Origin of the sequence: Flavobacterium sp. N1736, from assembly GCF_025947065.1 — a bacterium.
Lineage (GTDB): Bacteria > Bacteroidota > Bacteroidia > Flavobacteriales > Flavobacteriaceae > Flavobacterium.
The window spans coordinates 779,528-798,628 of record NZ_CP109994.1; the positions used below are offsets into that span (position 1 = coordinate 779,528).

19 protein-coding genes are annotated in these 19,101 nt (G+C 31.7%); 15 read left to right on the forward strand and 4 right to left on the reverse strand.

The window, feature by feature from the left end; translation table 11 throughout:
- Positions 1-350 precede the first annotated feature (350 nt).
- Together ligA and OLM54_RS03300 are read left to right on the forward strand one after the other, a co-directional pair.
- The gene (gene ligA / locus OLM54_RS03295) at positions 351-2,357 is read left to right on the forward strand and encodes an NAD-dependent DNA ligase LigA (protein ID WP_264537177.1); all 2,007 of its coding nucleotides are present in this window, start codon (positions 351-353) and stop codon (positions 2,355-2,357) included.
- Positions 2,344-3,039: a lysoplasmalogenase family protein gene (locus OLM54_RS03300; protein ID WP_264537178.1), complete on the forward strand. Its 696-nt coding sequence runs from the start codon at positions 2,344-2,346 to the stop codon at positions 3,037-3,039. Before ligA ends, OLM54_RS03300 begins: the two co-directional genes overlap by 14 nt.
- Here the strand turns inward: OLM54_RS03300 and OLM54_RS03305 are convergent.
- Positions 3,025-3,939 carry a bifunctional metallophosphatase/5'-nucleotidase gene (locus tag OLM54_RS03305; protein ID WP_264537179.1) on the reverse strand — a complete coding sequence of 305 codons (915 nt, stop codon included), beginning with the start codon at positions 3,937-3,939 and terminating at the stop codon, positions 3,025-3,027. The genes OLM54_RS03300 and OLM54_RS03305 overlap by 15 nt on opposite strands.
- Positions 3,940-4,096: 157 nt before the next feature.
- The gene (locus OLM54_RS03310; protein ID WP_264537180.1) at positions 4,097-4,876 is read right to left on the reverse strand and encodes a 5'-nucleotidase C-terminal domain-containing protein; all 780 of its coding nucleotides are present in this window, start codon (positions 4,874-4,876) and stop codon (positions 4,097-4,099) included.
- 46 nt (positions 4,877-4,922) lie between these two features.
- Here OLM54_RS03310 and OLM54_RS03315 point away from each other — a divergent pair, with 46 nt between their 5' ends.
- The 13 genes from OLM54_RS03315 (at position 4,923) to OLM54_RS03375 (ending at position 17,302) form a co-directional block, all read left to right on the forward strand.
- Positions 4,923-5,435: a DUF6913 domain-containing protein gene (locus tag OLM54_RS03315; RefSeq protein ID WP_413614463.1), complete on the forward strand. Its 513-nt coding sequence runs from the start codon at positions 4,923-4,925 to the stop codon at positions 5,433-5,435.
- A 15-nt stretch (positions 5,436-5,450) separates the two neighbouring features.
- Entirely contained in the window at positions 5,451-6,344 is an 894-nt protein-coding gene (gene dapA, locus OLM54_RS03320) for a 4-hydroxy-tetrahydrodipicolinate synthase (RefSeq protein WP_264537182.1), read from the forward strand.
- A 122-nt stretch (positions 6,345-6,466) separates the two neighbouring features.
- On the forward strand, positions 6,467-7,261 hold the full coding sequence (locus OLM54_RS03325; RefSeq protein WP_264537183.1) for an outer membrane protein assembly factor BamD: 795 nt from the start codon (positions 6,467-6,469) through the stop codon (positions 7,259-7,261).
- An 8-nt stretch (positions 7,262-7,269) separates the two neighbouring features.
- Complete coding sequence (locus OLM54_RS03330; RefSeq protein WP_008463064.1) at positions 7,270-7,587, forward strand: DNA-directed RNA polymerase subunit omega; 318 nt, start codon at positions 7,270-7,272, stop codon at positions 7,585-7,587.
- A 9-nt stretch (positions 7,588-7,596) separates the two neighbouring features.
- On the forward strand, positions 7,597-8,805 hold the full coding sequence (gene coaBC / locus OLM54_RS03335; protein WP_264537184.1) for a bifunctional phosphopantothenoylcysteine decarboxylase/phosphopantothenate--cysteine ligase CoaBC: 1,209 nt from the start codon (positions 7,597-7,599) through the stop codon (positions 8,803-8,805).
- Positions 8,806-8,875: 70 nt separating this feature from the next.
- Positions 8,876-9,763 carry a DUF4835 family protein gene (locus tag OLM54_RS03340; protein WP_264537185.1) on the forward strand — a complete coding sequence of 296 codons (888 nt, stop codon included), beginning with the start codon at positions 8,876-8,878 and terminating at the stop codon, positions 9,761-9,763.
- Positions 9,764-9,819: 56 nt separating this feature from the next.
- Positions 9,820-11,472, forward strand: a complete 1,653-nt coding sequence (recN, locus tag OLM54_RS03345; protein WP_264537186.1) for a DNA repair protein RecN — start codon at positions 9,820-9,822, stop codon at positions 11,470-11,472.
- Between the two features lie 10 nt (positions 11,473-11,482).
- The gene (locus OLM54_RS03350) at positions 11,483-12,004 is read left to right on the forward strand and encodes a hypothetical protein (RefSeq protein WP_264537187.1); all 522 of its coding nucleotides are present in this window, start codon (positions 11,483-11,485) and stop codon (positions 12,002-12,004) included.
- Positions 12,005-12,023: 19 nt separating this feature from the next.
- A complete protein-coding gene (gene fabV, locus OLM54_RS03355; protein ID WP_264537188.1) occupies positions 12,024-13,214 on the forward strand; it encodes an enoyl-ACP reductase FabV in 1,191 nt (396 codons plus the stop codon).
- A gap of 125 nt (positions 13,215-13,339) precedes the next feature.
- The gene (locus OLM54_RS03360; RefSeq protein WP_264537189.1) at positions 13,340-14,338 is read left to right on the forward strand and encodes a glycosyltransferase; all 999 of its coding nucleotides are present in this window, start codon (positions 13,340-13,342) and stop codon (positions 14,336-14,338) included.
- A gap of 1 nt (position 14,339) precedes the next feature.
- Entirely contained in the window at positions 14,340-14,936 is a 597-nt protein-coding gene (gene coaE / locus OLM54_RS03365) for a dephospho-CoA kinase (RefSeq protein WP_264537190.1), read from the forward strand.
- Positions 14,937-14,995: 59 nt separating this feature from the next.
- Positions 14,996-16,582, forward strand: a complete 1,587-nt coding sequence (locus OLM54_RS03370) for a sensor histidine kinase (RefSeq protein WP_264537191.1) — start codon at positions 14,996-14,998, stop codon at positions 16,580-16,582.
- Positions 16,583-16,585: 3 nt separating this feature from the next.
- Complete coding sequence (locus tag OLM54_RS03375) at positions 16,586-17,302, forward strand: response regulator transcription factor (protein WP_154781780.1); 717 nt, start codon at positions 16,586-16,588, stop codon at positions 17,300-17,302.
- Positions 17,303-17,386: 84 nt separating this feature from the next.
- Here OLM54_RS03375 and OLM54_RS03380 read toward each other — a convergent pair whose 3' ends face one another.
- Positions 17,387-18,133 carry an acyl-[acyl-carrier-protein] thioesterase gene (locus OLM54_RS03380; protein WP_264537192.1) on the reverse strand — a complete coding sequence of 249 codons (747 nt, stop codon included), beginning with the start codon at positions 18,131-18,133 and terminating at the stop codon, positions 17,387-17,389.
- Between the two features lie 25 nt (positions 18,134-18,158).
- Entirely contained in the window at positions 18,159-19,076 is a 918-nt protein-coding gene (gene miaA, locus OLM54_RS03385) for a tRNA (adenosine(37)-N6)-dimethylallyltransferase MiaA (protein ID WP_264537193.1), read from the reverse strand.
- Positions 19,077-19,101 lie beyond the last annotated feature (25 nt).

The following is a 19,101-nucleotide window of genomic DNA, read 5'->3' on the forward strand; positions in this document are numbered from 1 at the left end:
AATACACATAGCTATGTGTGAAGAAACGAGTTTCTTTTTGATTTCCTTTTTTAAAGTATAAAATCTATGTTTCTATGTGTTTAAAAATAATTATAAACGTTTATTCTTAAACTTTTTTATCAGTCCTGATAAATGTTAAAACCATTTGGAAGTTGGTTTTTGTTTGATTCTTTTAAAGATTTATTGATTCTTTTTAAGAATAATGGACAAGAAGGAAATCAAGTTGCATCTTTTTGCAGCTTGATTTTTGATTTTTAAAACTTTCTGTTTTTAAGTACATTTCAACAAAAATATCCTAATTTTGAGGTTACCGTTATTCTAAATTACAATCAGCACTATTTTAATATTTTATGAGTATTCAAGAGACAATTCAGGCTTTACGAAACGAACTTAATCAACACAATTACAATTATTATGTACTTGATAATGCCACAATTTCAGATTATGATTTTGATATTAAACTCAAAGAGCTTCAGGAATTAGAAAACAAACATCCGGAATTTTTTGATGAAAACTCGCCAACACAGCGAGTAGGAGGAACTGTAACCAAAAATTTTAAAACCATAGCGCACCAATATCGCATGTATTCTTTGGATAATTCATATTCGAAAGAAGATTTGATCGATTGGGAAAACAGAATTCAAAGAGTTTTAGGAAATGTAGATTTGCAATATACCTGCGAATTAAAATACGACGGAGCTTCGATCAGTATTTCATACGAAAACGGAAAATTAGTTCAGGCTTTAACACGCGGAGATGGTTTTCAAGGCGATGAGGTGACCAATAACATCAAAACAATTAAATCTGTTCCGTTGCAGTTAAAAGGTGATTATCCCGATAAATTTGATATTCGCGGCGAAATCATTTTGCCTTATAAAGGATTCGAAAAAATGAATCAGGAATTAATTGAAATTGGCGAAACACCCTATTCAAATCCAAGAAATACAGCATCAGGAAGTTTAAAATTACAAGACAGCGCTGAGGTTGCCAAACGCCCGTTAGAATGTTTATTATACTTTGTAACAGGAAATAATTTGCCATTTTCCACCCAGTTTGAAGGCTTGGAATCAGCAAAAAAATGGGGATTTAAAGTACCAAACGAAGCAAAATTAGTGAATAACATGCAGGAAGTTTTTGACTTCATTGATCATTGGGATACACACAGACATAATTTACCGTATGAAACAGATGGCGTTGTAATAAAAGTAAACAGCATTCAGCATCAGGAAGAATTAGGGTATACCGCAAAATCACCACGTTGGGCGATTGCTTATAAATTTAAATCAGAACAGGTTTCAACCAAATTAAATTCAATAACCTATCAGGTTGGGCGTACCGGAGCCATTACGCCGGTTGCTAATTTAGTGCCAGTGCAATTGGCAGGAACCATTGTAAAAAGAGCCTCTTTGCACAATGCAGATCAAATCGAAAAGTTAGATATCAGAATAAATGATACCGTTTTTGTTGAAAAAGGAGGAGAAATAATTCCTAAAATTATAGCTGTAGATTTAGAAAAACGCCCTGAAAATTCAGAAGTAACCCAATATATATCCTATTGTCCGGAATGTCATACCGAATTGGTTAGAAATGTTGGAGAAGCCAATCATTACTGCCCAAATTTTTATGGCTGTCCGCCGCAGATAATTGGACGAATCCAACATTATATTTCAAGAAAGGCAATGGATATTGAAGGTCTTGGCGGTGAAACAGTCGCTTTGCTTTTCAAGAATGGATTAGTGCATAATTATGCCGATTTATACCAGCTAAAAGTAGATGACATTCTTCATTTAGAAAGAATGGCGCAAAAATCAGCCGAAAATCTGGTAAATGGCGTAGAGAAATCAAAAGAAATTCCGTTTCAAAGCGTTCTTTTTGCACTCGGAATTCGTTTTGTTGGCGAAACCGTAGCCAAAAAATTAGCCAAACATTATAAAAATATCGACGCACTAAGTCAGGCATCCTTAATGGATTTGATTTTAGTAGATGAAATAGGCGAGCGAATTGCCAAAAGCGTCATTGAGTTTTTTGAAAATGAAGAAAACAGAAAAATAATTGAACGATTAAAAAGTTACGGCGTTCAGTTTGAAATTGTCGAAAAAGTAAATCCCGATGCAACAGAAAAATTCATTGGAAAAACATTCGTAGTTTCAGGCGTTTTTGAGCAGTTTTCAAGAGACGATTTAAAGAAAACAATCGAAGACAACGGTGGAAAAGTAGGAAGTTCTATTTCTGCAAAAACAGATTTTGTAGTTGCCGGAGATAATATGGGACCAGCCAAATTAGAAAAAGCCACAAAGTTAAATATACCTATATTATCTGAACAGGATTTTATAAACAAACTAAATGAAAGCGAATAAACCGTCGTTGATCTTATACTTTTTAGCCTTGCTGTTTACAATTATTTTCGATTGTATGCAGCATGATGTTTTGGCAGTTTATGCAAAATCCATCGTGCTGCCGGCTATTTTTTTCTATTTTTTAATAAGCAGAGATTATAAAATAGGAAAAACCGAAGCATTGGTTTTCTTATTCTGCTTTGTAGGCCAGGTTTTTGAGCTGATGGATATAGAAATTTCTCCAATAGGTGGCGTATTAAGCTTTCTCGTCGTTTATATGCTGCTTATCAGGATTTTTATAGTAAGTCACGAAAAAATAAAACTGCAAAAAAGAGACGTTTTACCTATCTCAATAGTCGTAATATTTATTGTTTACTTATTGATTTCAGTCTTGAGTTTGCAATCAGATTCCATGAAAAAGTTTAATTTTTTGTATACTTTTTATGGAATCGTTTTAAGCCTTTTAAGTTATTATGCGTTTGTAAACTACATCACAAAAGGTACCTATGTATCTTTTTTAATGAGCTTAATGGCAATCTGTTATATCTTTTCAGACATTTTTTACATTTTCAGCGAATATTTCTCGTACTCCATTGTACTCGTTTTAATTCGTGATATCACACAAATACTCGCCTATTACTTTATGGTAGCCTATTTTATTGAAAAAACAAAATCGTATAAAAAAGTATTATACGATAATTGATTTTCCTTCATTGGTATGCGCTTTATTTTTATCGAAATAAAAATCTATTCGACCTAAATTTATTCCGTAGCAACCCACTTGATTTACCAAAACATTTTCGCCCACTTTGTTTTTCACAATAGTTGGTTTATCTAAAAAAGTATGCGTATGTCCGCCAATAATCAAATCGATATCCTGCGTTAAACCTGCGAATTTTAAATCAGAAATTTTAGAAGAATCCGCATCGCCGTATTTATAACCTAAATGCGAAAGACAAATAACCAAATCGCATTTTTCCTGTTTCTTTAACAATTGCGTCATATCCTGCGCAATTTCTACAGGATCATTATAAACCGTTTCCTTATACATTTGCTTGTCTACCAAACCGGCAAGCTCAATTCCCACACCAAAAACACCTACTTTGATTCCGTTTTTATTGAAAATTTTATAAGGTTTTACAAGCCCGTTCATCACCGTATTCTTAAAATCATAATTTGCATTGATGAACTCAAAAGTAGCGTGAGGCATTTGCGCATATAAACCATCAAGACCGTTATCAAAATCATGATTTCCTATCGTTGAAGCGTCATATTTCATCATGCTCATTAATTTGAACTCAAGTTCACCGCCATAATAATTAAAGTACGGAGTTCCCTGAAAAATATCGCCTGCATCAAGCAAAAGTACATTTGGATTTTCTTTACGAATAGTTTCAATAAGTGCCGCACGGCGAGAAACACCACCTTTATTTGCATTACGAGGATCATCAGCCGGAAAAGGATCAATATGGCTGTGAACATCATTCGTATGCAAAACAGTTAAATGTTTAATATCGTTAGTTTCAAAACTGCTTAATGACAAACCTAAACTTAATAAAGCAGTACTTGCAGCAGTTTTTTCGATAAATTCTCTTCTTTTCATTTTATATATTTTTTTCAGGAACGCTTATAATTTGCTAATGTTTTTTTTTGCCACTGATTAAAAGATTTACACAGATTTTTTTAATTCTTTAATCTTTGGCTAAATTTTTTCTGCACAGAGAAATGATCTGTTTTTAATCTGAATATGTGCTGCCTTTTTATTCTTCTGTAATTCGAATATCTCTTGGAACCGGAATTGTATCAACCTCTTTAAAATAATCAATAAATACATTTCGAAGCTTATAATTCAAATCAAATTTCTGAACACTTTTAGCGAAAAAATTCATGTTATCGCCGCCGTTAGCCAAATAATCATTTGTAGCAACATAATAAACTTTATTAAGGTCAAGAGGTTTTCCCTGAATTAAAATGTTTTTTGGAGTCTTGTCTTTTGCAATTGTAAAAGTCATACCAGACAATGGCTGCGGTTTTTTCTCTTTAATAATATAAGAAGCTATTTCAAGAATCTGATCTCCTTTTAATCCCATTACAACCATACTGTTTTCAAAAGGCATGATTTCAAAAGCATTTCTGCTGGTAACATTTCCTTTGGGTAAAATCGCTCTTATTCCGCCATGATTCAATAAACATAAATCGATACTTTTTTTCTCACGCGCCATAAAAACAAGATTTCCTCTTTCTACGCAAACATCAGCCATTAAATTTCCAATTGTAGTTTGCCATTTTCCCGTACTTTTGTCTAATGTTTCAGGACAATATGCCAAAACACTATCTAAATCTTTATTAATATGCTCTCTGTAAGGTTTAATGAAGTTCTCAATTTCAGGGGTTTGAGACTGTTTTTCGGTTATAGGAAGCTGTTTTCCCTCGATCTTAGTTAAATTGTAGTTTTTATTGCTGCAAGAAACTATAAAAAAAAGTGTTAAGAATATAACAAAAAGTTTTAAAACTCCGTTATACTTTTTTAGTTTTACCATCTTAAATGCGACTTAAATAATTAATTTTGTAATTTGTAAAAGTACTATGTTTTTAAATTATATAAGGGAATTTTTTGTAAAAAAATCATTAAATAATACCTTGCGTAAGGTAAAAAACGAAGTATTTACAAGTAATATACAAACAATTGGATTACTGGTTGATGAGAGTAAATTTAGACATTCTAATGACTTGGTCAATGCGTTAATCGGGCATGGAATTGCACCGCAAAACATAAAAATTGTTACGTATAGAGATAAAATTAAGAAGAAAAAAACATATTCTGAGACTACTTTTGGTAAAAAAGACATCAACTGGAAAGGCGGAATTAAAGTAGATTTTCTAACTGATTTTGTCGAGACAGAATTTGATCTTTTGATTAGTTATTATGAAATCGAAAAACCAATTTTGATGATGATAACAGGCAGATCAAAAGCAAGGTTTAAAGTTGGGTTTGCATCAGTCGACGATAAATTAAATCGATGGATGATAAATACCGATTTAGAGAATTATAAACTTTTCATATCTGAATTGTTTAAGTATTTAAAAAGTATAAAATAAAATAATAAGTAGAATATGCAATCATTAATAGGAACAGGCGTTGCACTTGTAACACCATTTAAAAAAGATTTCTCAATTGACTTTGAAGCATTACAGCGAATAGTTAATTTTTCGATTGATGGAGGAGTGGATTATCTTGTGGTTATGGGTACAACAGCAGAAAATGCGACCCTGACACAAGTTGAAAAAGAACAGGTTATTAATGCTGTAATTGATATTAATAAAGGAAGATTGCCATTAGTATTAGGAGTTGGCGGTAACAATACAATGCAGATTGTAGAAGAATTAAAAACAAGGGATTTTTCTGCTTTTGATGCTATTCTTTCAGTTTCACCTTATTATAATAAACCAACACAAGAAGGAATTTATCAGCATTTTAAAGCAATAGCCGAAGCGTCTCCAATTCCCGTAATTTTATACAATGTACCGGGAAGAACAGCTAGTAACATGTTGCCGGCAACAGTAATACGTCTTGCAAAAGATTTTAGTAATGTTGTAGCAATAAAAGAAGCAGCAGGAGATATGGCGCAGGCGATGCAATTGATAAAAAATGCACCAAAAGATTTTCTTGTAATTTCAGGAGATGATATGATCGCTTTACCAATTGTTTTGGCCGGCGGAGCAGGAGTAATTTCAGTAATCGGGCAAGGTTTTCCTAAAGAATTTTCAGAAATGATTCGTTTAGGACTGAATAAAAAAGTTAGTGAAGCGTTTAAAACACAATACTTTTTATCAGATTGTATCGATATGATTTTTGAGCAGGGAAATCCTGCGGGAATCAAACAAATCTTTCAAGCCCTTGGTATTGCTGAGAACACAGTTCGTTTGCCATTGGTTTCTGTAGACGATTCATTAGCAAAAAGATTAAATGAATTTGTTCAGCACAGTATCAAAGTAGAGCAGGATTAACGGTATTTTAATATACCAAAAAATATTTTGTAGTAGCTAAATTAATAACTAAATTTGCCACCGGAACTTCGGTGTGATTTTGCTTTGGCACAATTGTCTAAGAAATCATAATAAATAAGAAAATGAAAAAAATAGTATCTCTATTAATTGTTGTTGTCCTTTTTTGTTCTTGTAGTGATTACCAAAAAGCATTAAAAAATGATGATGTTGCAGCAAAATTTGAAATAGCAACAAAAATGTACGAGGCAGGAAAATATAACAAGGCGATTCGTCTTTTTGAGCAGTTAGCGTCTACATATAGAGGTAAACCTCAGGCAGAGAAATTATTTTACATGTTTTCTCAGTCTTATTATAAAACAAAACAATATTATTTAGCCGGTTATCAGTTTGAAAGTTTTGTTTCAGGATATCCACGAAGCGAAAAAGTTCAGGAAGCAGCATTTTTAGGAGCCTTTAGTTATTCAAAATTATCTCCGTCTTACAGCTTGGATCAAACAGATACAGTGAAAGCTTTAGAAAAATTACAAGCTTTTATAGATAATTATCCAAATTCAGAATACCTTCCTCAGGCAAATGCAGCTGTACAAATTTTGAACGGCAAGCTTGAGAAAAAAGCATATGAAAATGCAAAAGGATACAACACGATTTCAGATTATAAATCAGCATTAATTGCTTTTGATAATTTTATAGCTGATTTTCCGGGAACACCTTTTAAAGAAGATGCATTGTTCTATAAATACGATTCAGCATACCAATTAGCAATAAATAGTGTTCCTTCAAAAATGCAGGACCGTTTAAACGTTGCAAAAGCAGCTTACAATAACTTAATAAAGTTTAACAGCGCTACAAAATACAAAAAACAGGCAGACGAAATGAACGCCAGAGTTGAAACAGATTTACAAAAATTTACTAAATAAATAAAGTCATGGATTTAAAAAAGACGAATGCTCCTGTAAATACAATAACTTACAACAAAACAGTTATTGAAGAGCCAACAGGAAATGTGTATGAGGCAATTACCATTATGGCTAAAAGAGCAAACCAAATTAATTCTGAAATCAAAAAAGAATTAACTGAGAAATTAGAAGAATTTGCTACTTATAATGACAGTCTTGAAGAAGTTTTTGAAAATAAAGAACAAATTGAGGTTTCTAAATTTTACGAAAAATTACCAAAACCACACGCTTTAGCTGTTCAGGAATGGCTAGACGGTAAAACTTACCATAGAAGTTCAAACAAATAATATAGTATAATGTCAGTTTTAAACGGAAAAAAAATTTTACTGGGAGTTTCTGGTGGAATTGCAGCGTATAAAACAGCCACATTAGTACGACTTTTTATAAAAGCAGGTGCACATGTCCAAGTGATAATGACACCTGCTTCTAAGGATTTTGTAACCCCACTTACCTTATCAACGTTATCAAAAAATCCTGTACATTCCAGTTTCTTTAATCAGGATGATGAAGATGCAGTTTGGAACAATCACGTCGAATTGGCACTTTGGGCTGATTTGATGATAATTGCTCCTGCAACGGCAAATACATTATCTAAAATGACAACCGGAAACTGCGATAATCTTTTAATTGCTACTTATTTATCGGCTAAATGTCCTGTTTATTTTGCTCCGGCAATGGATTTGGATATGTATAAACATCCTTCGACACTATCTAGTTTTAAGGCTTTAAAACAATTTGGGAATGTAATGATTCCTGCAGAAAATGGCGAATTAGCCAGTGGTTTGTCAGGCGAAGGCCGAATGGCAGAACCTGAAAATATCATCGCATTTCTTGAAGCCGATTTAGAAAGCAAATTGCCATTAAAAGGAAAAAAAATACTAATTACAGCCGGACCAACATACGAAGCAATAGATCCTGTACGTTTTATAGGAAATCATTCTTCAGGAAAAATGGGTTTTGATATTGCAAATGCCGCAGCAAATTTAGGCGCAGATGTGATTTTGGTATCGGGACCAACACATTATAAAGTTAAAAATACTTCGATTAAATTGGTAAATGTGATTTCTGCACAAGAAATGTACGACGCCTGTCATGAATATTTTAATGATGTAGATGTTGCCATTGCCGCCGCAGCCGTTGCAGACTATAAACCGAAGACAGTCGCTTCTCAAAAAATTAAGAAAGATGCTGATGAATTTTCGATAGAACTCGAAAAAACAAAAGATATTTTGAAATCTTTGGGAGCAATTAAAAAAAATCAGTTTTTAATTGGCTTTGCTTTAGAAACCGAAAATGAAATTGAAAATGCTAAGCTGAAAATTCAGAAAAAAAACTTAGATTTGATAGTTCTTAATTCGTTGCAGGATGAAGGGGCAGGTTTTAAAAAAGAAACCAATAAAGTAACCTTTATTGATAAAAATTTTAAAATTGAACCAATGGAATTAAAAACAAAAGAATCAGTTGCTGAAGATATTTTAGGTAAAGTAATTTTACATTTTTCTTAAAGCAAACAGATCTAAAAACCGAATAAAAATAGCTGAATCGTATTGCGATAAAAGCAAATATTACCTTTGTATGAACAATAAAATAGTTACTCTTTTAGTATTTCTAATTTTTGGCTTTGCTCAGGCACAACAGCTAAATTGTACTGTAACTATAAATACAGAAAGACTCCCGAACCCTAATCAGCAGGTTTTTAAGACACTACAAACTTCTTTATCTGAGTTTGTAAACAAAACAGACTGGACGGGAACGCTTTTAAAACAAAACGAACGAATTAATTGTTCGATGTATATTACGCTTTCATCAAATAGTTCCGATCAGTTTACAGGTACTATTCAGGTGCAATCTTCCAGATTAATTTATAATTCCACCTATTCATCGCCGGTTTTAAATTATAATGACAAAGATTTCAACTTTACTTATACAGAGTATGAGCCTTTATTATTTAATCCAACCACTTTTGAATCAAATTTAGTCTCTGTAGTTTCTTTTTACAGCTATTTAATTTTAGGATTAGATGCCGATACTTTTCAAATGGGTGCCGGAAGTCCGTATTTTGAAACAGCACAGAATATTGCAAATGTTGCTCAACAAGGCGGTTATAAGGGATGGAGTCAGGCTGATGGAATTCAGAATCGTTATTTCTTAATAAATGATTTGGTTTCGCCAACATACAGCGATTTGCGTCAAACCAGTTTTTTATACCACACAGGTTTAGATAATATGACACAGGATTTAAAAGTATCTAAAGAAAAAGTAAAATCTTCGATCGTATTAATAGGAAAATTAAACTCAGTTAAACCAAACGCATTTTTAACGCGGGTATTTTTTGATGCAAAATCAGATGAAATTGTTTCTATTTTTTCTGGCGGACCAAGTATTCCGGTTACAGATTTAACGGAAGTCTTGAATAAAGTATCGCCGTTGAATTCTACCAAATGGTCACAAATTAAATTTTAATTGATTATTTCAATTTAAAACTTTCTTCATTAATTTTATTTTCACATATTTATCCTATGATAACTTCGCTGTCGATTAAAAACTATGCTCTGATTGAAAAATTGTCCATTGATTTTTCAAAAGGTTTTTCTATAATTACAGGTGAAACAGGAGCTGGTAAATCTATTATATTAGGAGCTTTAGGATTGGTTTTAGGAAAAAGAGCCGATCTGACTTCATTAAAAAATAAAGAGGAAAAATGTGTAATTGAAGCACAATTTGAAATCTCGAAATATAATTTAAAAGATTTTTTTGAAGCAAACGATATTGATTATGAAGACGAAACTATAATCAGACGTGAAATTTTACCTTCCGGAAAATCACGTGCCTTTATAAATGACAGTCCGGTAAATCTTCAGGAACTACAAGATCTAAGCTTGTTTTTGATAGATATACATTCGCAGCAGCAAACTCAGGAATTATCAGATGAAGGTGTTCAATTTAAAATAATTGACGCCATTGCTAATAATTTTGGTACCATTGCAGCCTATCAAAAATTATTAAAGACATACAAATCAGATAAATCAAAACTAAACGCTTTATTAAAAAAACAAAGCGATTCAGGAAAAGAGCAGGAATACAATACTTTTTTATTGAATGAATTGGTTGCAGCTAAATTAAAATCAGGCGAACAGGAAGAATTAGAATCTGATTTTGAAAAACTGAATAATGTAGAAATTATTAAAGAATCGATTGATAAATCCTTAGTGATTGCAAATGAAGAACAATTTGGAGTTTTTCATAATCTAAATGAAATTAAAGCTTCTTTGCAGAAAATTGCACCGTTTTCTTCTGAATATCAAAATTTATTTGAAAGAATTATAAGCGTAGCCATAGAATTTGATGATGTTTCGAGAGAATTGCAAAACGCTTCTGAAAAATTATTGAATGATCCTGAAAAACTTGAACTAACAAATCAAAAATTACAGCTAATTTATAATTTGCAGAAAAAACATCAGGTAAATTCTGTAGATGAATTAATTGAGATTCAGTCAAATTTAGAAAACTCAGTTCTGGAACTTGGCAATATTGAAGAAGAAATTGCGGTTTTATCAAAAGTAATTGAGGAAAAAACACAGCAATTAGATGCTTTTTCAGCAACAATTCACCAAAACAGATTAAATGCAATTCCGGTATTATCAAATCAGTTAATTTCGATTTTAGAAACTTTAGGAATGCCAAATGTTCGTTTTAAAATGGAACTTTTGCCATCAGAAACGTATTTTCAAAATGGAAAAGATGAGTTACAGTTTTTATTCTCTGCAAATAAAGGAACAGATTTTGGCTTGCTGAAAAAAGTTGCTTCAGGTGGAGAAATGTCACGTATTATGCTGGCTGTAAAAGCGATTTTAGCAAAGTACTCAAAATTGCCAACGCTTATTTTTGATGAAATTGATACAGGAGTTTCCGGAGAAATTGCCATTAGAATGGGCGAAATCATGAAAGAAATGAGCAATACAATGCAAATATTTGCTATTACGCATTTACCGCAGATTGCAGCAAAAGGCGATTCTCATTTTAAAGTTTTCAAATCTACAGTTGCAGATGATACACAATCAGAATTAAAACTTTTATTTCCGAATGAACGTATTATAGAAATAGCGCAAATGCTTTCAGGAGCAAATATTTCTGACTCAGCATTAAATCACGCAAAAGAATTATTAAATTAAGATAATAGGTATGGAAAGTCTTAGCTTCTATGAAAACCAATTTATTAAAGCAGATTCTTTAATTTCTGAAGGTAATATTGCCGACGGAAAAGAAATGCTTGAAGAAATACTATCTCAATATCCTGATTTTGGTAAAGCACATAACCATTTAGGATGGATTTATTATAATAAGTTAAGTAACTATGATAAAGGAATTTATCATTATAAACTGGCGATGAAATTCGAACCGAAATATCCTGCGCCATATTTAAATTATACATATTTGCTAATTGATATTGGTCGATATACAGAGGCAAAAGAACATATTGATTTTACATTTAAAAATCTTGAAAATGTTGATCATTCGTCATTTAATAGTGAATTGGGAAGAATGGCAGAATATGAAAATGAATATATTGCCGCTTACAACTTCTACAAATTAGCGAAGAAAAATGCTTTAAACCCAAACTTTATAGACAATATGAATGCCAACATGAAAAGGGTTAAGGATAAAATGTCTATTTTTGAAAAATTAAAACTGAAATTGAATTAATACAATAAATAATTACAAGATGATTATAGAACCTAGAATGCGAGGATTTATTTGTTTGACTGCACACCCAAAAGGAAGCGAGCAAAATGTAAAAAATCAAATAGAATATATAAAATCAAAAGGTCCAATTGACGGAGCAAAAAAAGTACTGGTTATTGGTGCTTCAACAGGTTTTGGATTGGCTTCAAGAATTACAAGCGCTTTCGGATCTAATGCAGCGACAATTGGAGTGTTCTTTGAAAAACCACCAGTTGAAGGAAAAACAGCTTCGCCGGGTTGGTATAATTCAGCAGCTTTTGAAAATGAAGCGCATAAAGCAGGTTTATATGCAAAAAGTATCAATGGAGATGCTTTTTCAAACGAGATAAAAAGAGAAACGTTAGATTTAATAAAAGCAGATTTAGGACAAGTAGATCTTATCATTTACAGCTTGGCATCGCCGGTTCGTGTAAATCCAGTTACAGGCGTTACGCACCGTTCAGTTCTAAAACCAATTGGACAAACATTTACAAACAAAACAGTAGATTTTCATACAGGAAATGTGACTGAAGTTTCTATTGCACCTGCAAATGAAGATGATATAGAAAATACCGTTGCCGTAATGGGCGGTGAAGACTGGGCTATGTGGATTGATGCTTTAAAAGCGGAGAATTTATTAGCAGAAGGAGCTGTAACAGTTGCTTATTCGTATATCGGACCATCATTAACAGAAGCAGTTTACCGTAAAGGTACAATTGGTCGTGCAAAAGACCATTTAGAAGCTACTGCATTCTCTATTACAGACAGTTTGGCATCGTTAGGTGGTAAAGCTTATGTCTCTGTAAACAAAGCGTTAGTTACACAAGCAAGTTCTGCAATTCCTGTAATTCCATTATATATTTCTCTTTTATATAAAATCATGAAAGAAGAAGGAATTCATGAAGGTTGTATCGAGCAAATTCAACGTTTGTTTCAGGACAGATTATATTCAGGATCAGAAGTTCCGGTTGATGATAAAGGAAGAATTAGAATTGACGACTGGGAAATGCGTGATGATGTTCAGGCAAAAGTGGCTAAACTTTGGTTAGAAGCAACTACTGAAACTTTACCTCAAATTGGTGATTTAGCAGGATATAGAAACGATTTCTTAAACCTATTCGGATTTGAATTTGCAGGAGTTGATTATAAAGCGGAAGCAAACGAAGTTGTAGAAATTGACAGTATTAAATAAATATAAATTAGCCTTATAAATAAAAACCATTCGTTACGGCGAATGGTTTTTTTATTAATATAACATATCTTTGTTAAAATTTTGAAATTTAAAACAATCGATACTTTAAAAACGCATATTCCATTATGATTTTTTCTTTAATTATACCCGTGTATAATCGTCCGGATGAAGTTGATGAACTTTTAGAAAGCCTTACAAAATCAGACTATCAGGAAGCTTTTGAAATTGTTCTTGTAGAAGATGGTTCTTCAATTCCTTGCAAAGATGTTGTCATGACATATCAGGGAAAATTGAATATTTCCTATTATTTTAAGGAAAATTCAGGCCCGGGAGATTCACGCAATTTTGGTATGCAAAAGGCCAGAGGTGATTATTTTATCATTTTTGATTCAGATTGTATAATTCCTCCAAATTATTTAACCGAGGTTAAAAAAGAATTAGACAAAAGTTATGTAGATTGTTTTGGAGGTCCGGACAGAGCTTTAGCCAGTTTTTCGGATATTCAAAAAGCAATTAATTTTGCCATGACATCTTTTCTTACAACTGGCGGAATTCGCGGTGGATCTGAAAAAATCAATAAATTTCAGCCTCGTAGTTTTAATATGGGAATTTCTAAGAAAGCTTTTGAAGCTTCAAATGGTTTTGGTAACATTCATCCTGGCGAAGATCCTGATTTATCGATCCGTTTATGGAACCTTGGTTTTGAAACCAGACTGTTTCCAGAGGCTTTTGTATACCATAAACGCAGAATTGACTGGGAAAAATTCGCTGTTCAGGTAAATAAATTTGGCAAAGCAAGACCAATATTAAATAGCTGGTATCCAGAACATAATAAGTTAACTTTCTTCTTTCCAACCGTATTTATATTAGGATTATTATTAGCTTTTTTACTATTAATTTTCAATATTGATATTTTATTACAATTATATTTTGTATATTTCGTTATAATTTTTCTTACAGCGAGCATTCAGAATAAAAGCATTAAAATTGGATATTTATCTGTTATTGCTGTGTGGAAACAATTTTACGGTTACGGAATAGGTTTTTTAGAATCTTTCATAAAAATTATCATTTTAAAGAAAAAACCACAAGAAGCTTTTCCTCGTATGTTTTTTAAAGTATAGTATGACAAAAGTTATTGGTTTAACGGGAGGAATTGGTAGTGGAAAAACAACCATTGCGAATTATTTTCAAGAAATGGGAATTCCTGTTTACATTGCTGATGACGGAGCCAAAAGAGTAATGCAGTCTGAAGAAATTATTGATCAGATAAAAACAGCATTTGGAGAAGCCTTATTTGAAAACAATATTTTAAATCGTGCTAAACTTGCTGAAATTGTATTCAATGATAAAAACAAATTGGAACAATTAAATGCAATTGTACATCCGGCTGTAAAAAAGGATTTTGAGGTATGGTTATTGCAACATAAAAAATATCAATATATAATTTATGAAGTTGCCATTTTATTTGAAAGTGGGCGATATAAAGATTGTGATCTTATTATAACAGTCACTGCACCGGAAGAAATAAGAATAAAAAGAGTTTTAGAGCGCGATAATACTACAAGGGAGCAGGTTTTAAGCCGAATGAAAATGCAATGGAATGATGAAAATCGAATTTCAAGAAGCAATTTTGTTATTAATAACGATAATCTTAAAAATGCTAAGGAAGAAGTTGTTAAAATTCTTAAAATTTTAGATATTAAACAAAATCAGTCTTAAATGTTAATATTTGGTTAATGTATTATTTAGTATATTGTTAAAATATTAATTTTGTTTCGATGAATAAATTATTTTTTAGAATACTTGTTTTATTGATGAGCTTGTCCTTAATAGGGATAATTCTGGTTCAGGTATTTTGGTTCAATTCTTCGTTCAAAAATAATGACGAACAATTTAAATACCACGTTACCCAGGTAATTGGAAATGTTGCTGATAAACTTGAACAGCAAGAGGAGTATAGCTTTTATGACAAATACAATCGTATAAAAGACAGTACAGGCAAAATTCCTAAAAAAGAAGACTTACTTGAAGTTTTATACGTTCAAAGAAATACAAAGACAAATAAAACAATAGTTTATTCAAATACACTTACATCTGAAGATTACGATATAAGTGGATCACTTTTTAACAAAAAGTTTAGCAGCGAAAGATTTAAAAATTTTAGCTCAAAACGAGTAACTGAAGTTTATAATAACAATAATAATATCGATAATAATACTTTAGGACAAAGTATTATACCAGATTTAAAAATAGAAAAATCAGGCAGCTTAGATATTCTAAATAAAGTTCAACAGCAGATTCAATACAAAGATATTGCTTCACTTACTCCGATTGAAGGAAGAATTACAAAAGATAAGTTACAAAAACTATTAAAAAAAGAATTAGAAGAATATGGCGTAAAAACCAAGTTCGAATTTGGCGTTCTTAATAGTGGTTTAGCAACAAAAATAAAATCGGATGGTTTTCATTACGATAAAGATGCAAGTTATCACATACCAATATATACTGATAATGAAGGAAATAGTAAATATGAATTATTTATAACTTTTCCTCACAAGAAAAAATTTCTATTGTCAGAGTTATTAAGTATAACCATATTATCGATCATATTTACACTGATCATAATAATAGCTTATACAAGTGCATTGAACCAATTGTTGCGTCAAAAGCATATTTCTGAAATCAAAACAGATTTTATAAATAATATGACGCATGAGTTTAAAACGCCAATTGCAACAATAAACTTAGCATTAGATGCGATCAGAAATCCAAAAATTATAGAAGATAAAGAAAAAGTTTTCCGCTATCTTCAAATGATAAGAGATGAAAATAAACGAATGCACGCTCAGGTAGAAAATGTTCTTCGAATTTCGAAATTAGAAAAAAGAGAACTGGATATTACAAAAGAGCCAACAGCCATTCATGATATAATTGATGATGCAATCGAACACGTAAATCTAATTTTAGAAGATAGACACGGATCTGTTGTAAAACATCTAAATGCCGCGAGAACAACATGTTTGGTAAATGAAGTTCATTTTACAAATGTCTTGGTAAATATTTTAGAAAATGCAATAAAATATTCTCCGGATGTTCCAGAAATTGAAATTTTTACAGAAAACGTTAAAGACATGATTCTGATAAAAGTTAAAGATAACGGACTTGGTATGAGTAAGATAGCTCAAAAAAGAGTTTTTGAGAAGTTTTATAGAGAACATACAGGAGATTTACATAATGTAAAAGGACACGGTTTAGGTCTGGCTTATGTAAAAAGAATAGTTGAGGATCACAATGGTCAAGTATATGTTGAAAGCGAAAAAGGAAAAGGTAGCACCTTTATAATAAAAATACCATTAATAAATTAAAATATGGAAAATAATAACAAAAGAATACTTTTAGTAGAAGATGACCTTAATTTTGGGGCAGTTCTTAAAGATTATCTAATGTTAAATGACTTTGAAGTTACTTTAGCTAAAAACGGTATGGAAGGTTTCGAGAAATTCAAGAAGGACGTATATGACTTATGCATTCTTGATGTAATGATGCCTTATAAAGATGGTTATACTTTAGCCAAAGAGATTAGAGAAAAAAATAGCGAAGTGCCAATTATATTTTTAACAGCAAAATCTATGAAAGAAGATGTGTTAAAAGGGTATAAAGCCGGTGCTGATGATTACTTGAATAAACCTTTTGATTCAGAAGTGTTATTGATGAAAATCAAAGCTATTATCCAAAGAAAATCGGCAGATACAAAAGCAGAACAAGTTCAGTTTGAGTTTAATATTGGTAAATTCCACTTAAATTCTAAACTTAGATTTTTAACTTTTGAAAACGACGAACCAATTAAGTTATCTCCAAAAGAGAACGAATTGCTTAAAATGTTAATTCTTCATGAAAATGATTTAATGCCAAGAGAATTAGCGTTAACAAAAATCTGGAGAGATGACAACTATTTTACTTCAAGAAGTATGGATGTTTACATCGCTAAATTAAGAAAATATCTAAAATCTGATGAAGATGTTGAAATTCTTAACATTCACGGAGAAGGTTTCAGATTAGTTGTTAAAAGCAAAGTAACTGAATAAGTATCTAATACAAACTAGTTCATCCAAAAAATAGAAAGCCCTGAGAAATCAGGGCTTTTTTTATGTTAATCTGTGGCGAATAAATTATTTCCAATGTAATTCTAAAGCAAAACACGTCTTTTCGCCTTTTGTAATACTAAATGTTGCTGTAGTATGATCATCATCTTCACTTTCATGAATAACGACATTATCTTTAAGAGAAAGCTCTTTCATAAAGTTCATTTCAAAGCTTTTTACCTCTTGTTTTAATATTCGTTTTTCATCAACATGATCAAGGCACCATTCTAAATACTTGACATTATTAACATGATTTACAATATCTAAATCTGATAAATAAACTGTTTTTTCAAAAATCGCTCCTTTTTCGTGATTGATGTTTATTTTTGAAAATCCTTCCTTTGTAGCACGATTTTCAGGAAACAATTCAAAATGTTCGTATGGTAAAGCCAACGCTTCAGGACGACGCATTTGTGTATTAAAAACCGCCCAATACGTTTCGCAGCCTACTATTTTTTTACCATTTACGTACATTTCCAAAGCACGAACCGAACGCGAATTTTCTAAACTATTGATCCATGTTTTTACAGTAACAATATCCTGCCATTTTGGTAAAGCGCTAATTTCAACACGCATTCTGCTTAAAACCCAAGCCTGGTGAAATTCCTGCATATCAAAAAAACTGATGCCGCCAACTTCAGAATGTGCGGCCGCAGTTAGTTGCAAAATATTACATAAGTCAGTATATTTTAAGAAACCATTTGGCGTGCATTGTGTAAAATTGATTTCCCAGTCTTTACTTAAAACTGAAGTGAAATTTAGTGATATTGGCATTTTTTAATTTTATATTTTTTTGATATTATATTTTAGATTGAATAAACGAAATGATTTCGTTTTTTGGTGTAGCATAATCAAACCATTTTGTGGTTTCATTTCGCTTAAACCAGGTAAGTTGTCTCTTAGAAAAACGTCGGGTATTTTTTTTGATTTCTTCAATTGCGAATGGCAACGAAAAATCTCCGTCAAAATAACTAAATAATTCTCTATAACCCACAGTTTGCAGCGCATTTAACGCTTTATTTGGATACAAAGCTTTTGCTTCATCTAATAAACCTTCGTTCATCATGATGTCAACACGTTGATTAATACGGTCGTAAATGACGTGTCTGTCAGCTTCCAGACCAATTAAAACAGGAGTGAAGTTTCTGTTATTTTTCTTTTGATTTAAGAAGGATGAATATGGTTTTTGTGTTCCGATGCAGACTTCTACGAAACGCATCATTCGTTGCGGATTTTGTAAAGTCTGTGGATTTTCTTCCGTTATTTTTTGAAAATATTCCGGATCTAAAAGCTGTAATTGTTCTTGTAGATAATTGATTCCGAGTTTTTCGTAGTTTGAATTTACTTCAGTTCTTATCGAAGAATCAATTTCAGGAAATTCATCAAAACCTTTTAAAATAGCATCGACATATAATCCTGAACCGCCAATTAAAATAGCGTAATCTTTGTTCTGAAATAATTCTTCTAATTTAAGAAGCGCTTCTTTTTCGTAATCGCCAACGGTATAATTTTCGAAAATTGATTTATTTTGAATAAAATGATGTTTGGCTGAATTAAGTTCTTCCTGATTTGGAACGGCTGTACCAATAGTCATTTCTTTAAAAAACTGACGACTGTCACAAGAAATTATTTCACATTTAAAATGTTGTGCCAAAGCAATACTCAAGGCTGTTTTGCCTATAGCTGTTGGTCCGACAATGGTAATTAAGTATTTCATATTTTTTAGCCCAGATGGAAATAAA

What these genes read in the sequence shown, in the direction of transcription:
- OLM54_RS03360 (WP_264537189.1), top strand. Translation starts at nt 13,340, where the DNA reads ATGATTTTTTCTTTAATTATACCCGTGTATAATCGTCCGGATGAAGTT.
- OLM54_RS03325 (WP_264537183.1), top strand. Translation starts at nt 6,467, where the DNA reads ATGAAAAAAATAGTATCTCTATTAATTGTTGTTGTCCTTTTTTGTTCT.
- OLM54_RS03370 (WP_264537191.1), top strand. Translation starts at nt 14,996, where the DNA reads ATGAATAAATTATTTTTTAGAATACTTGTTTTATTGATGAGCTTGTCC.
- miaA (WP_264537193.1), bottom strand. Translation starts at nt 19,076, where the DNA reads ATGAAATACTTAATTACCATTGTCGGACCAACAGCTATAGGCAAAACA.
- OLM54_RS03300 (WP_264537178.1), top strand. Translation starts at nt 2,344, where the DNA reads ATGAAAGCGAATAAACCGTCGTTGATCTTATACTTTTTAGCCTTGCTG.
- recN (WP_264537186.1), top strand. Translation starts at nt 9,820, where the DNA reads ATGATAACTTCGCTGTCGATTAAAAACTATGCTCTGATTGAAAAATTG.
- coaE (WP_264537190.1), top strand. Translation starts at nt 14,340, where the DNA reads ATGACAAAAGTTATTGGTTTAACGGGAGGAATTGGTAGTGGAAAAACA.
- OLM54_RS03315 (WP_413614463.1), top strand. Translation starts at nt 4,923, where the DNA reads ATGTTTTTAAATTATATAAGGGAATTTTTTGTAAAAAAATCATTAAAT.
- fabV (WP_264537188.1), top strand. Translation starts at nt 12,024, where the DNA reads ATGATTATAGAACCTAGAATGCGAGGATTTATTTGTTTGACTGCACAC.
- dapA (WP_264537182.1), top strand. Translation starts at nt 5,451, where the DNA reads ATGCAATCATTAATAGGAACAGGCGTTGCACTTGTAACACCATTTAAA.
- OLM54_RS03340 (WP_264537185.1), top strand. Translation starts at nt 8,876, where the DNA reads ATGAACAATAAAATAGTTACTCTTTTAGTATTTCTAATTTTTGGCTTT.
- OLM54_RS03380 (WP_264537192.1), bottom strand. Translation starts at nt 18,133, where the DNA reads ATGCCAATATCACTAAATTTCACTTCAGTTTTAAGTAAAGACTGGGAA.
- OLM54_RS03350 (WP_264537187.1), top strand. Translation starts at nt 11,483, where the DNA reads ATGGAAAGTCTTAGCTTCTATGAAAACCAATTTATTAAAGCAGATTCT.
- OLM54_RS03310 (WP_264537180.1), bottom strand. Translation starts at nt 4,876, where the DNA reads ATGGTAAAACTAAAAAAGTATAACGGAGTTTTAAAACTTTTTGTTATA.
- OLM54_RS03305 (WP_264537179.1), bottom strand. Translation starts at nt 3,939, where the DNA reads ATGAAAAGAAGAGAATTTATCGAAAAAACTGCTGCAAGTACTGCTTTA.
- coaBC (WP_264537184.1), top strand. Translation starts at nt 7,597, where the DNA reads ATGTCAGTTTTAAACGGAAAAAAAATTTTACTGGGAGTTTCTGGTGGA.
- OLM54_RS03330 (WP_008463064.1), top strand. Translation starts at nt 7,270, where the DNA reads ATGGATTTAAAAAAGACGAATGCTCCTGTAAATACAATAACTTACAAC.
- OLM54_RS03375 (WP_154781780.1), top strand. Translation starts at nt 16,586, where the DNA reads ATGGAAAATAATAACAAAAGAATACTTTTAGTAGAAGATGACCTTAAT.
- ligA (WP_264537177.1), top strand. Translation starts at nt 351, where the DNA reads ATGAGTATTCAAGAGACAATTCAGGCTTTACGAAACGAACTTAATCAA.